The sequence below is a fragment of the Trichocoleus desertorum ATA4-8-CV12 genome (assembly GCA_019358975.1).
GTDB classification, from domain to species: domain Bacteria; phylum Cyanobacteriota; class Cyanobacteriia; order FACHB-46; family FACHB-46; genus Trichocoleus; species Trichocoleus desertorum_A.
The window spans coordinates 87,209-100,851 of sequence record JAHHIL010000016.1 but is presented as its reverse complement, the minus strand read 5'-3'; the positions used below and the strand labels follow the sequence as shown (position 1 = coordinate 100,851).

The window sequence follows — 13,643 nt, the reverse complement described above, 5'->3', positions numbered from 1 at the left end:
TTCGTAAAATTTGACATCCCGACTACCTGAGGCGGATGAAGCGGCAATCGCCCAACTCCAGACTACGTAAACTCTCTGACTATTATTCTATTTGTAAAGAAAGATGCGGCAATGCATAGCCTTAGGGCAAGGCGTATCCTTCAGCAATCCGCCTTCACTTAAAGGCGTCAGAGTATTAACGTAGATGATGAGACCGATGCCCGCAATTACTTGCTAGCAGTTCTGGAGCAATGTGAGGCCGAGGTGTTTGCTGCAACTTCTGCTCAAGAAGCATTGGAGCTACTTGTGGCCAAAAAGCCTGATGTGCTGATCAGTGATATTGGGATGCCCGAAGAGGACGGTTATAGCTTAATTCATCGAATTAGAGCCATGTCAGCAGACCAGGGAAGCTTAGTTCCGGCGGTGGCATTAACAGCCTACGCTAGAGCTGAAGACCGTACAAGGGTAATTGCGGCTGGTTTCCAGATTCATATCCCTAAACCCGTAGAGCCCGCAGAGCTAGCGACTGTCGTTGTCAGCTTAGCCCAAAGAAGTCAAAAGCTTTAAGACTTCTCATCTTCTCCTGCTTATTCGCCTATTTTTCTCCTTGACATGAGTAGATAACACTGGTAGGAACACCTCTTGTGGGTGCTCTAATTGGGCTGTAGTCCAAGAGGACGAGCCTCAGTCCCCCATCCGGGTGATCTATAGCTCAGTTCACGAAAAAGGAACCTAGGGATCTGTAGATCAGAATATCAAGCCCAAACACCCTTACAGGAATTCATCATGACTTACACCAATGCCCAACTCCGCAGCATCCTTAATGGTCACGGTTTCAGTGCCTCTCCTGCAAACGATCCTAACTTCCCAATCTCCAGCTACGAAGGCCCGCTGACGGATAAAGTTACGGTTGAAGCCGTTAAAGCTTTTCAAACCTATTTCAAGCTTAAAGTAGATGGGATTGCAGGGCCGATTACGATGGCAAAAGCAGAGCAGGCTATGCGGATTTTACAGGGCAATCTCAATCGCGTAATCCGAGCTAACATTCCTCAGAACCAACCTTTTTATGGCCCTAGAACTGTCGCTGCGGTGAGAGAGTTCGAGCGTCGTTATGCATACAACGTAGATGGTGTCGCTAATCTCGTGGTTCGTCAACGCCTCAATGATTTAGCTCGTGTCGGTGTTGCCTAAAAGAAAATCTCGCTCTGTAGGGGCGCTAAAGTATCTATGCCCCTACTCTCTACAGTCGCTTAGTGGCAAGGGGGAGAGTAATTAAAAACTCGGCTCCCTGCCCTGGAGCAGAGATACACTCCAACTGCCCCAAATGCTTCTCAACGATCACCTGATAACTGATAGATAAACCTAAACCTGTGCCTTTGCCGATCGGTTTAGTGGTGAAAAAGGGTTCAAACAAGCGCTGTCTGACAGGTTCGGGCATACCAGGGCCATTATCCGCAATACTAATCTGCACTTGCCGAGCATCGAGCTTACGAGTCTGAATGGTGATGGTACTAGGATTTTGCTTGATCTCTTGAGGCGATCGCTGACTGTCTCGTTCATTGAGCGCATCGATCGCATTCGAGAGCACATTCATAAAGACTTGATTGAGCTGTCCGGCATAACATTCTAACAAAGGCAGCTTGTCGTATGTTTTGATGATCTCAATGCCACGATGATTAGGTGTATCCTTAATGCGGTTGTGGAGAATCATCAGCGTGCTATCAATGCCTTCGTGGACATTCACCGACTTAACCTCAGCTTCATCCATTCGGGAGAAGTTGCGAAGCGCCAGTACAATTTTTTGAATGCGGTCTGCGCCTACTTTCATAGATGACAGTAGCCTAGGTAGGTCTTCTGAAAGAAATTCGATATCAACATCTGTCCTCTGTTGCTGAATTTCAGGATGAGGTTGCGGGTAATGTTGTTGATAGAGATCTAACAGATGTAGCAAGCCCTGCATGTACTCATCAGCATGGCTGAGGTTGCCATAAATGAAATTTACAGGGTTGTTGATCTCGTGAGCCACACCTGCAACAAGTTGACCCAGACTAGACATCTTCTCAGTCTGGACTAGCTGTGCTTGAGTCTGCTGGAGTTCTCGGAGAGTTTGCTCTAGTTGCTGGGTCTGAGCTTGAGCAGTGGCCGCAGCCGCACGGCTTTGTTCGTATAGCTTGGCTTGGTCTATGGCGATCGCTAAGTTATCGCCCACTACTTGGAGTAAGGCTACCTCTGAATTATCCCAAGTCCGAACCGCTTGAGTCATAACACAACAGATAATACCAATTTCACCAGATTGGGTATGGATAGGGATAGTCAGCATTGCAGTGTAGCCTAAAAAGGTAAAGAACTGTCGAGTGGTTGGATCAGGCTCTGATTGCACATCATCAATGCGCACAATCGCTCGCCTCAAGGCTTTCTCCGCCAAGGGTAAGATATCTGCATCAACAGTTTTAGAACCTACAAAACTTTTGAGGGCAGGATCTTTAGCTTCTTGAGTGATCTCCCAATAAGGAAGCTCAATATGTTGGCGATAGCGGACAAATAAACAGCGATCGAGCTGCAGCAGGGATTGAATTTCTCGTACCGCTGCTTCTAGGGTTTGGTTAAGATTGAGGGAGCTGCGAATTTGATTTGTGAGCTGATTGAGAAGTTGTTCACGTTGGGCCTTTTCTCGCAGTCTGGCCTCGGATTGCTTTAGAGCTACTTCAAATTGCTTGCGATCGGTAATGTCAAAGATAGTACCAAAGAGGCGAACAGTTTCTCCTTGCTCATTCAGGATGGCTTCTCCTTTGGCATGAATGTGGCGGATTGAGCCAGTAGGTTGAATAATTCGGTATTCAATCTCGTAAGCTGCTCCTTCAGTGAGTGCCTTAGTCACAGCTTCCTGAAATAGATCGCGATCGCTGGGGTGATACATTTGTAGCAGTTCTGCGTAGCTAGGGGCTTTTGGCCCAACTGGCAACCCGTGAACCCGGTACACCTCGTCTGACCAAGAAATCACCCCGGTCATTGGATCAAAATCCCAACTGCCGATGTGAGCTAGACGCTGAGCTTCTTCTAGCTGGTGCTTCCCTTGTTGCAAGGCTATGTCTGCTTGCTTGCGTTCTGTGATGTCGCGGGAAACGCCCATTGTCTGAACGACATTGCCTGCGGCATCAAAAATGGGAGTTTTGATGGTGTGAAACAGACGCACAGATCCATCATGACGAGTGACGGGTTCCTCAGGGATATTGAGCGTTTGCCCAGTGCTAAATACATAAAGATCGTCTTTGATATACTGCTGAGTGTAATCTGGGTCGTTGACTGGCGAATCAATCAAACCTTGCAGTTCTTCGTTAGTCCTGCCGTAGAAGTTACGGAACGCCTCATTGCCATAAATGATGCGCGATCGCTCTCCTTTGCAAAGCACCATATCAGGGATAGCATCTAACATCTGCCGATACAGTGCTTCGCTCTCTTTTAGCGCCTGCTCGGCTTGTTTGCGATCGCTAATATCTGTTGAAATACCACCCGTTACAGAAACTTCTCCCTTGGAATTAAAAATTGGAAACTTGACGGAAAGATAAGTATGTAGACCGTCGGCCTGTGGCGCTAACTCCTCGACTGTGACTGCTTGGCCAGTGGCTAACAGGATTTGATCATTTTTCCAATGTTCATCGGCGACATGTTTGGGAAAAAGATCATGACTGCTCTTGCCGCAAATCTGTTCGGCACTCATCCCCGTCAAGATTTCAAACTGACGGTTTACACGAGTCAGCCGACCTTGGGTATCTCTCAGGTAAATAATGGCAGGGCAGTTGTCGATAATAGCTTGCAGTTCCGCTTCATTTTCGCGTAGGGCTGCTTCGGCTTGCTTGCGCTGGGTAATGTCTTCAGCCACCAGCATAACGCCCCCAATGGCACCCACTTTATCTTGCCAAGAGCAAATTTTCCATTGCCGCCAAGCGATCGCCTGATCTAATGGTTGGAACTGTTCCTCTACACAAAGCTCCGTGTTTTCCGCCAAGCAATGTTGGTGGGCAGCACTCAAAGGTTGGCAGTGCTGGGGAAAAAATTCGTAGTGCGATCGCCCTATGATATCTTGTTGATCTAACCGTAAGTCACTCAACCAGCGCTGGCTAGTGATGAGATAGTTCATGTCGCGATCGAGCAGGGCAGCGGCAAAGGGTAGATTCTTAACAAATAGATAGCAAAGCTCCTCACGCTGTAAGTCACTGGGGGCAGAGAGATTCTGAGGCATGCTAAACAATGTCTATAAATAGGGAGACAGTTAACCAGTAACACAGCCCCCACAGGGTATACATCCGTGTAATCTATGACGATTGAAGCAAGAATCAACTCCTGGTTGTTTCGGCAGGATAAGCTTTTATGCTTACCCAGCTCTGAGGGGGCTAAGCCGCGATCGCAGGTTCATCAATTCTGCCTAGAGTCCCAGTTAAACTAAGCGATTTAGAGTGTGATGGGCTTTCAAGATTAAGACACAGCTAGCAGAGTGAGTAATTTCGCTGTTCATCACCCATTGCACTGCCTCGTCTAGAGAGCTTTTGACAGGTTCAATAGTTTCTGTACCCTCGCGATCGCTCTCCCCAAAACTCAGCTCTTGAGCCAGAAAGAGGGTAACTGGGCTTTGCACAATTGAAGTATCAAGGTTCACCACTCCCAATTCTGTCCAGGCTTGGGCTTCAATTCCCATCTCTTCACGAGCTTCCCGCTGAGCTGCTTCTAGAGGAGACTCATCCCCATCAATAGCACCACTCACCACCTCAATGCTGGCTTGGCCGAGAGCATAACGAAACTGCCGAGTCAGGTACACCGTATTCTGCGGATCGATCGCCAAGATAGCGACTCCTCGTGGCACCCGCACTGTAGCATAGCTTCCCAGTTCTCCATCCGGTTGAATGACTTGATCCTCCATCACTCGAATAAAAGAGTTCTGATATTGTTCATGACTGGATTGAATTGTCCAAGGACCATGTTTTTGCATTCTGACCGCCTTTGTCTATGAGCTAGGTAGGTTCTGAGCTAATTGTGGTTCTTGATCGAGATTTGTTCATCTCCTCATCAGGGGATGGCAGGATCAGGAAATGTGCGCCAATTGGGTTACATCAAAACAATTTGGTTAAGTTTTTGTAGAGAAAAATTGGAGTAGATTGGCCAGAATCGGGAAAACTGTAATCCAGTGGTTCTGGCTAAGCTCTTATGTCTCGTCTCAACGATCGCGCCTTTCGTATCCTGCAACCCGAAATCCAGAATTGCGCTGCCAATGATGCTGCGGGCCAAGTGCAGAAAGAAATTGTGCTGCGACGCTTGGAAAGACTGCGATCGCAAGTCGGTTCTGCGATTTTGGAAGCAGAGTTACGCCATGCGATTAGCGATATTTTTCCAGAGTTTAGTGACAAGGCGATCAAGCAGGCAGCAAGGGCAAATCATGCGTCCAAAATTTGGGGTAAAGTCAAGACTTTGACTGTGGCGGCTGTAGGTGTAGCAGGTATGGCAGGTAGCATTTATATCCTGAACTTGCCGTTTCCTATGATTCGGATTCCGGTGGCTAAAGTTGCGCCGTTTCTCTTATTTCCCAGCTACATCAGCATGGATCACAACTACCGACAAGCAATTTCATTGGTAGAGCAGTCAGACCAGCTAGTCAATCGAGCCACTAGCCCTGCCGATATTAACTTGGGAACAGAAAAGGTAAAGTTGGCCCAAAAGCATTTAGATGCCTTGCCTGTTTGGTTTTTAGGCTATAGTCCCCGAACCTATTGTGGATTTTTTCAGTGTGGTTGGCGCTTTACTCTAGATGAGTTTGAAACAGCCCGCAAAAGTGTTGGACGCATGGAGGCCAAAGTTTTTCAGGAGCAGAACGCCCAAACCCAATTAGCAGCAAGCGACAAAGCCCTGAATACTGCCAAGCAGGAATATCAACAAGCCAAAGCTTCTGCCGCCAAAGCAGACGCGATCGCTGACTGGCAAACGGCGATTGATCAATTGCAACAAGTTCCCTCTGCAACCTTAGCAGGTCGAATGGCTCAAACCCAATTAGTTGCCAATCAACGGGATTTTGAGCAAGTCACAGGTTTTACCGCTGGTAATGCTCGCACCGATACATTGATGAATGCTGGAAAGCAGTTAGCCTTGAGAGCTGCACAGCTCGGACAAAATCCTCCCCATCCAGCAGCAGAGTGGGAGCAGATAGTGGGGTTATGGGAAGATGCGATTACCCAAGTGGAGCAAGCTGGTTTAGCTGATCCTGGCTATGTAGCCTCCCGGTCTCTATTAGCAGACTATAAGAAAAACTTGGCGATCGTACGCATTCGACTAGAAGCTGAGCGCAATTCTGTAGAAGCCCTAGAAGAGGCAAAAAGGACAACGCGAGCAGTTTTGGCATCTACTGATGCAAACTTATCGACTAATCGTGGTTATCTCCTCAGTCAACTACAAGGCATTGTAGATGAACTCGGTAAGGTACAGTCTGGAACAACTGCTTATGCTGAAGCCCAAGCATTATCGCAATCTGCTCAGAAGAAACTCAATCAATTGCAGCCTTGAATTATTTTCTCCGTTGGTATTCCGTGAGTAGATCTAGTGGCGCTGGAAACAGCTTGATGAAATGAAGCGTTGAGGAGAAATACAGGTTGAACTCTCTCTAGAAAATATCCTTCCAACCTGTAGCAACCTGCCATTCCTATCGAAACACCTACACTCAAACTCGTCTGGAGGGGGTCTGGGGGACGCAGCCGTCCCTCAGCGGGGGTTTGGGGGCAGGTGCCCCCAATTTCTTAAATCTTTCCAAAACAAGCGATCGCTCACCTCCAGCACCCACCCCTAGATTGAGGATCAAACCCAGGTGCCGCATTAAGGTAAGAAAACAGCTTGTAATAAACCTATGCTGATCCACATCATCGCCGACTATGGTCTAGGTGACCTTGCCTTTGCAGAAGTCGTGCAACGCATCAAGCTCCACTTACCCGATGCCGAACTTGTGCTCACACCCGTCCCTGCTTTTTCCACCTTAGCGGCTGGTTTTTGTGTAGCCCAACTAGGTCTCAATGAAGCACCTGCTGGCACCATTATTTACCACAACGTCGCGCCCCGACAAGATGATGACCAAGCCCGCACCGCCAATGCAGGAGAGCGTCTAGCCTTTGCTCGCCTACCCAATGGGGTACGGGTGATTGGAGTCAACGCAGGTCACGCCTTCTCCTTTGTGCGGGATGCCGCAGTAGAGTTACGTTGGGCCGCAGTTGCCGCCGAGGGTTCCCAATTTCGATCGCGAGATCTCTTTCCTCAAGCCGCTGCTGCGATCGCCCTAGGACAACCAGAAGCTCTAGATGATGTTCTTGATCCCACTGACATTCCAGACATTCCAGAGAACTGTATCGCCTACATTGACGGGTACGGCAACTTAAAGACCACCATCAAACAGAGCGATCGCAAAGCTCAGGTTGGTTCCGAGATTTCTGTGCAAATTGGTGACGCCGAGCAAGCTGCGATCGCTAGTGATGGAAGCTTTGCAGTCGAACCAGGTCAAATTGCCTTTGCAGCAGGCAGTAGCGGTTGGACAAATCCTCAGGGTGAGGAAACGCAATGGATGGAATTGTTTTTGCGCGGACATAGTGCTTGGGAAGCATTTGGAAAACCAGCCGTAGGGTCGCAAATTCAAATTCAAGAGCGGATTTTAGCTGGCAATAGCAGTCCTGCTTGAATTGAAAAGCCATTATAATGCCGAGAAAACGCGATCGCTGAGCGGCGAATCATGGCCGAAGCCACCATACTCAATCCTGATCACGAGCCTTATCAATGGCATTACTCTTTCCAAGGCAATTTGGATCAACCTTTGATTCTGTTTTTGCATGGCTTTCTGGGTGACTGTCATGATTTTGACCCTGTCATCTCCTTGCTAGCCGATCAGTTTTGCTGCTTAACGGTAGACTTACCAGGACACGGCAAAACGGAAGTTAGAGGTGGAGATAAATTCTACACCATGTCGCAGACCGCCCAAGGACTCATCCAGCTTTTGGAGCAGTTAACAATTTCTACCTGTTCTTTAGTTGGCTACTCGATGGGCGGGCGACTGGCTTTATATTTAGCCCTACATTTCCCCCAATTTTTTCATCGGGTAGTGCTAGAGTCAACTTCACCTGGGCTCCAGACTGCTGCTGAGCGATCGCAACGCCGTAAGCACGATACCCAACTCGCTGATCAACTAGAAACAGAAGATTTCTCCAATTTCCTGAGGCGATGGTATAGCCAACCTCTTTTTGCATCTCTCCAGCAGCACCCAGATTTTGAGCAGATCGTAAAACATCGCTTAAACAATCACCCTAAAGCACTGGCTCAATCTCTCCGCTATATGGGTACAGGCCACCAACCCGCCCTATGGCAACGATTACCAGAGAATCAACTACCTCTGCTCTTGCTCGTCGGTGAACAAGATGCAAAATTTAGGGCTGTTAATACCGAAATGGCAGGTCTTTGCCCTCAGGCTAAGTTAAGAATCTTAGGAGACTGTGGTCATAATATTCATTGGGAAAACCCCAGCTTGTTTGCTCAGCAAGTGGGGGAATTCCTGGCGATCGCGCCTGATACTAGCAAAGACACCCAGAGGCAAAATCTATGCAATATCAATATTTAGCTGGATTGGTTGTTTTTGCAGGGGTTGGTTCTTTTCTGATTACAGACACCATTGATTTTTGGCAAGACCTCAAACGCCGCGATCGCCGTAGCCGTTGGTATGTGGATCTAGTTAGGCTGCTCTTTTTAGCTGGAATCACAATTATTGGACATCAAGTGGCTTCAGAAACATTTCGGAATTCTCAGGATCAACTTACCTTTCTCGCGATCGGTTCAGTAGGTGCTGTTTTAGCTTATTTTGCAACTCAGAGGATCAAGTCTTCTAGAAAGCATTAGCCCACAGGGTTATGGGTTGGGTTGGTTGACGGAAGCAGTACGGGTTGCCTGATCCAGGTAGGTGTAGACAATGCGAGAAACATCTTGGATGAAGTCTCTAGCGGCTGGGTCATCGTAGGCACTTTCAACTAAAACTGCGGCCATGTAGTGCTTGCCATTAGGCATAACTACAATCCCAGCGTCTCCTAATAGGAAACCAATATCTCCAGTTTTATGTGCGATCGTGGCTCCTCGACCTAAGCCAACGGGTAAAAGCTTACGGTTTTTGACCCTTTGCAAAATACCGATCGCTTGGGTTTGACTCTTAGGAGAAAGTAGTTTCTGCTGATCTAGCATTGCCAATAGGCGCGTTAACTCCCTGGCAGTTGTGGTGTTGGTGCCGCGCAAGTCTGGGAGCCAATTACGAATCACAGTTTTCTCCAATCCCCAACTGCGGAAACGTTGGTTGATAACTTGGATACCGCCCATCCGTTTGATGATCATGTTGGTAGCGGTGTTGTCGCTGATAGTAATCATCTTTGTGGCAGTTTCTAACGCCGTAAATTTGCTGCCCACGGGGAGATCTTGCATCTCTCCTGAGCCACCGACAACCATATCCCGCGTCATTGTCAAAGTTTCATTGAGCTTGATTTTGCCAGCATCTACATCTTGAAAAAAGGCGATCAGGATGGGTAACTTAATGATGCTAGCGGTGGCGTAAACTTTGTCTCCGTTTAAATCTAAGTAATTGCCTGTCTCCATATCCAGAAAGGAAATTCCAGACCGCAGGGACGAATATTTGGAAGTTCGGAGCGAGGCTACTCGTTGTTGTAACCAGGTTAAAGGTCTCCCTGCTGGAATCAAACCACCAAAAGTCTCAGGGGGTGGAGCGATCGTGGCGATCGCCTGCGGTACATGACTAATTGGAGTAGCGATCGCGGTCGTAGCCTGAGGCGTGGGCAACTTCACCGTCCATCGCGTTGAGGAACTACCTCTAACCTGAACTTGCTGCGGGTCTACAGTGTATCCCGGTGCTAACTCCACCACTAGCCGCGCGGTCTGAGCATTAAACTGACCCGTTCGTACCGCTTGAACCGTACCTCCAATCATTTGACTGCTTTTAGGCCGTCCTAGCCGAATTCCAGGCAGGTCAATCACGATGCGCGTGGGATTGGCAATGAGTTGGGCTGTGGGCTGCACACCTTCATCGGTGGCAAGTTCTAACTGATTCTGGCGAGCATCAAACCGCCAGGATTGCAAGACATCAGCTTGGGCAGGAGCTGAAAGTAAAAGTGAACCAACAAGACCGGACACAAACCAGGGAAACTTGGCAACTGTTTGCATGTCGAGATTAAGGAGATGTGTGAGTAGGAGCGATGAAAAACATCAAGGTTTCAACAGAAGAGAATAGTTCCCTAGCTATTGAACAATGATTGTGGCGCGATCGCATCCCTGAATAAATTGGAGGAACTGCCTATCAGTCGTATCCTGTTCCTCATTTGTTCCACTATCTCAACTATCTCGGCGGAATCTCGAATCTAGAACCTTCTTCCTAGCAATAGATGCAGCGAACTAGGAATCAAATCTAATAGCTGAAGCAAATTGAAAGTCTATGTCGTTGAGGCTGAAATCTAACCAGTCGGAGCTGCCTAAACTTACTGTCCTAAACCTATCTTCACTAAATATCGACACTAAATGTCAGCCTAAACAACTGCATTAGCAGTTAAACCAGGTTCGGCAAGAAAGGCTTGGAGTAGAGCAACCGCTTTAGCAAACACATTTTCAGGAGCGCGATCGCAGGTGCATCCTAGTAAACGCTGCTGGCTGTCGCGGATTTCCGATTGCCAAAAGCCCGTGGAGGCAGCGCTAACTTCAATGGCAAATTGTTCTTGGCTCGCTGTACTCACTTGAAAATGCCAAGAGCCAGGTGCTGTGGCAGTGACTTTGATGTTTTGCTTTTTGAAGTCAATCTTCATACAACCCCTTACTGCTCGCTTACTTCATGATTACTTCATAGTTCTCTCACACTTCCTTGATAATTTAGTTCAGTAGAATCTGGGATCTTTGATAAAAATCAGTGCAAAAGTACTGAAGTACCCAACCCAAAATTTTCTTTCCTCAAACTTTTAGGTAAATTTTCTCTTTTCAGGAATAATTTGTCTTGCGATCGCTTAACGCCAGTCTTTCGCCGCTGCTTCTAAGACATAAGCTGATACCGCTTGAATCTGCACTTCGCTCAAGCGTTCCTGGAAAGCAGGCATGTTGTTTTTACCGTTGGTAACAAGGGTGGCGATCGCTGCCAAAGAATCGACCCCGTATTTTTTCAGCGCTTTCTGCTTCAGCGTCTTCCCCCGCCGGATAATGTTGCCGCCGTTGATATGACAGCCAGCGCAATGAACCTGAAAAATTTCTGCTCCTTGACTAATATCTGTAGCGGAAGCTGAGCTAGGAGCCGCAGTGAGGATCAAAGCGATCGCTAAAAGGAGAGCCAGCAGTTGTTTCATGAGATTTTTCTTCTGTAATCCAGAAATTATGAGCTAGAAATTATCAGCCAGAAATGATCAGGCAGGGATAAGCGAGAGAAACGGAGTCTACTCACCATAACTCTCTGATGCCTCTCCTATGGCCCATGCTTCTCCATTGTCGATCGCTTCTTGCAAAAACCGGATAGCTAGGCGTTTATAGGTTCCAGGCCCAACAAACTGCGGATAGGTATGGGAACGACTATAAATCCATACCAGATCGTCTCCTTCAAAGATTCGGATGTCTTGGAGTAAGCTTTTGCACTGAGATTGTAGAGATTTGGCGGTGTTGAGGGCATCTGTCCAGCGCCCAAACTCCTCAGAGAAATCGCGGGTAACAACTTTGAACATAGATTTGGTAGCAAGCATCGCTCTGCTAGTGTACTCTGTCCCTGAAGACCCAGGAATTACCTAAGATTTGGTAGCGCCTCAACTTTATTCTCTAGATTATGAACAAATGCAAATTTTTATCGGACTGTTCTAAAAAAACTTCTAAATTTTCTGATGACTCGATTTCCTCCAGTAATACGGTATGGGTTCATAGTTAATAAAGGCTATTATTTGATTCCAAATATTAGAGCATTGGTATAACGAGTAGAGAGAATCAGGTGTTGAAAGTCGTCCCACATGAGAGAAAAGCTAAAAAATATATAAAGAATCTCAACTTTTTCGTCCTATTAAATACCCCTTGACATTCGGCTAGATGTTAAAGATAAATGGTTAATGTCATATTTCAATAACTGTAATATCTATTCTATTAAAACGAGGTGACTTTAGGCTCTTACTGATTGATGGATAGAGTTAGAAGGAAGATTTTGTTGAGCAAGCAATTATTATGTCAGCTCTCTACTAGCAGCCAGATATGAAGAACTGTAGCAATCCAGACTCCGATCGAGCGCTCCATCTATCAATTATTACGCAGTTCTATCCACCTGATTATGCTGCTACTGGGCAACTTATTGAGGAACTGGCTTTTCAGTTAGGTCAGCAAGAAATTGAAGTTCAAATCTTTACAGGTCAACCAGGCTACGCATTTCAGCATAAATCAGCTCCAGCGGCTGAAAGCTTAGAAAAAGTATCCATCCGGCGATCGCGCACCACACAAATTTGGCCTCAGCGCATCCGGGGCAAAGTCATTAGTGGTTTGTTGTTTTGTCTGCGTTCTGGCGTTCATCTCCTCAAGCATTCCCAACGAGGCAACGTTCTTTTAGTTACAACAGCACCTCCGTATTTGCCAATTTTAGGTTTGCTAGCTAACTTATGCTTTAAGCTGCCTTATATCTGTTTGGTTTATGATCTGTATCCTGATGTCGCTATTCAACTCAATGTTGTCTCGCAAAAACACTGGGTAGCGCAACTTTGGCATGCTATTAATCGGGCTGTTTGGGGGCGATCGCAGCAAATTATTGTATTGAGTCCGACAATGAAGCAGCGAATTGTCAACCGATATCCAGCCTTAGCGGATAAAATTTCGGTAATTCATAGTTGGGCTGATCCTAATACCATTGTTCCGATCGCCAAACAAGATAATTGGTTTGCAACTCAGCATCATTTAACTGAAAAATTCACGGTGCTTTATTCTGGCAATGTAGGTCGTTGCCATGATATGGAAACTATCTTAAAAGCAGCAAACTACCTACAAAATGAAGCAATTCAGTTTGTATTTATTGGAAGTGGCGCGCAATATCAAGCGTGTGTCGAGCAAGCCAAAAGTTCAGGTCTAAGTAATTGTTTGTTTCTGCCTTACCAAGACAAACAAACTTTGCCCTACTCCTTGACTGCTTGCGATTTATCCCTGGTGAGCATTAGTCCCGGCATGGAAGGCTTAGTTGCTCCTAGTAAGCTGTATGGTACGCTTGCCGCTGGACGCCCTGTTGCTATTATTTGCGAACCCCATTCCTATCTGCGTCAAATTCTAGCAGCAGCTGACTGTGGTCGAGCTTTTGTGAATGGAGATGGTCAGGGTTTGGCTCACTTTATTCGCGATCTAGCTCAAAACACTGAGTTAGGCGTGCAGTTGGGTGCGGCGGGACGGCGTTATCTCATGAATCACTTTACCCCAGAGATCATTGCTAACCAGTACTCCACTGTGATCAAAGCCCAAACTAAAGCTCCGAGTCCCATATCCGTTGAGACTGATTCATCTTCATCCCCCTACTTTCGGTTAAGTCGTCCTTGGTTGAGCAGACTAGGCTTCTCTCGAAAAGGATAAAACCGGAAAGAGAAAAAGATAAAAAATATTGCTTGCTTCTTCCT

General features: G+C 47.0%; 13 protein-coding genes. 7 read left to right on the top strand and 6 right to left on the bottom strand.

Annotated features, from left to right (window positions below; translation table 11 throughout):
* The first annotated feature begins 210 nt into the window (after positions 1 to 210).
* Entirely contained in the window at positions 211 to 546 is a 336-nt protein-coding gene (locus KME12_13885; protein ID MBW4488872.1) for a response regulator, read from the top strand.
* A 219-nt stretch (positions 547 to 765) separates the two neighbouring features.
* Positions 766 to 1,170, top strand: coding sequence for a peptidoglycan-binding protein (locus tag KME12_13880; GenBank protein ID MBW4488871.1), 405 nt, complete (start codon positions 766 to 768; stop codon positions 1,168 to 1,170).
* 49 nt (positions 1,171 to 1,219) lie between these two features.
* Here KME12_13880 and KME12_13875 read toward each other — a convergent pair whose 3' ends face one another.
* Entirely contained in the window at positions 1,220 to 4,219 is a 3,000-nt protein-coding gene (locus KME12_13875; GenBank protein ID MBW4488870.1) for a PAS domain-containing protein, read from the bottom strand.
* A gap of 195 nt (positions 4,220 to 4,414) precedes the next feature.
* Positions 4,415 to 4,963: an NUDIX hydrolase gene (locus KME12_13870; protein MBW4488869.1), complete on the bottom strand. Its 549-nt coding sequence runs from the start codon at positions 4,961 to 4,963 to the stop codon at positions 4,415 to 4,417.
* 215 nt (positions 4,964 to 5,178) lie between these two features.
* Between KME12_13870 and KME12_13865 the strand changes: the two genes are divergently transcribed.
* The 4 genes from KME12_13865 (at position 5,179) to KME12_13850 (ending at position 8,886) form a co-directional block, all read left to right on the top strand.
* A complete protein-coding gene (locus KME12_13865; protein ID MBW4488868.1) occupies positions 5,179 to 6,525 on the top strand; it encodes a hypothetical protein in 1,347 nt (448 codons plus the stop codon).
* A 337-nt stretch (positions 6,526 to 6,862) separates the two neighbouring features.
* Entirely contained in the window at positions 6,863 to 7,681 is an 819-nt protein-coding gene (locus KME12_13860) for an SAM-dependent chlorinase/fluorinase (GenBank protein ID MBW4488867.1), read from the top strand.
* Positions 7,682 to 7,732: 51 nt separating this feature from the next.
* Positions 7,733 to 8,611 (top strand): 2-succinyl-6-hydroxy-2,4-cyclohexadiene-1-carboxylate synthase, encoded by an 879-nt coding sequence (menH, locus tag KME12_13855; GenBank protein ID MBW4488866.1) that lies wholly within the window; start codon positions 7,733 to 7,735, stop codon positions 8,609 to 8,611.
* On the top strand, positions 8,593 to 8,886 hold the full coding sequence (locus KME12_13850; GenBank protein ID MBW4488865.1) for a hypothetical protein: 294 nt from the start codon (positions 8,593 to 8,595) through the stop codon (positions 8,884 to 8,886). Before menH ends, KME12_13850 begins: the two co-directional genes overlap by 19 nt.
* 9 nt (positions 8,887 to 8,895) lie before the next feature.
* Here the strand turns inward: KME12_13850 and KME12_13845 are convergent, their stop codons facing one another.
* The 4 genes from KME12_13845 to KME12_13830 form a co-directional block, all read right to left on the bottom strand.
* A complete protein-coding gene (locus KME12_13845) occupies positions 8,896 to 10,209 on the bottom strand; it encodes a serine hydrolase (GenBank protein ID MBW4488864.1) in 1,314 nt (437 codons plus the stop codon).
* A gap of 359 nt (positions 10,210 to 10,568) precedes the next feature.
* Complete coding sequence (locus KME12_13840; GenBank protein MBW4488863.1) at positions 10,569 to 10,841, bottom strand: hypothetical protein; 273 nt, start codon at positions 10,839 to 10,841, stop codon at positions 10,569 to 10,571.
* 195 nt (positions 10,842 to 11,036) lie between these two features.
* A complete protein-coding gene (locus KME12_13835; protein ID MBW4488862.1) occupies positions 11,037 to 11,369 on the bottom strand; it encodes a c-type cytochrome in 333 nt (110 codons plus the stop codon).
* A gap of 87 nt (positions 11,370 to 11,456) precedes the next feature.
* Positions 11,457 to 11,738 (bottom strand): hypothetical protein, encoded by a 282-nt coding sequence (locus tag KME12_13830; GenBank protein MBW4488861.1) that lies wholly within the window; start codon positions 11,736 to 11,738, stop codon positions 11,457 to 11,459.
* A 511-nt stretch (positions 11,739 to 12,249) separates the two neighbouring features.
* On the opposite strand from KME12_13830, the gene KME12_13825 reads away from it, so the two are divergent.
* Positions 12,250 to 13,599 carry a glycosyltransferase family 4 protein gene (locus KME12_13825; protein MBW4488860.1) on the top strand — a complete coding sequence of 450 codons (1,350 nt, stop codon included), beginning with the start codon at positions 12,250 to 12,252 and terminating at the stop codon, positions 13,597 to 13,599.
* Positions 13,600 to 13,643: the final 44 nt, after the last annotated feature.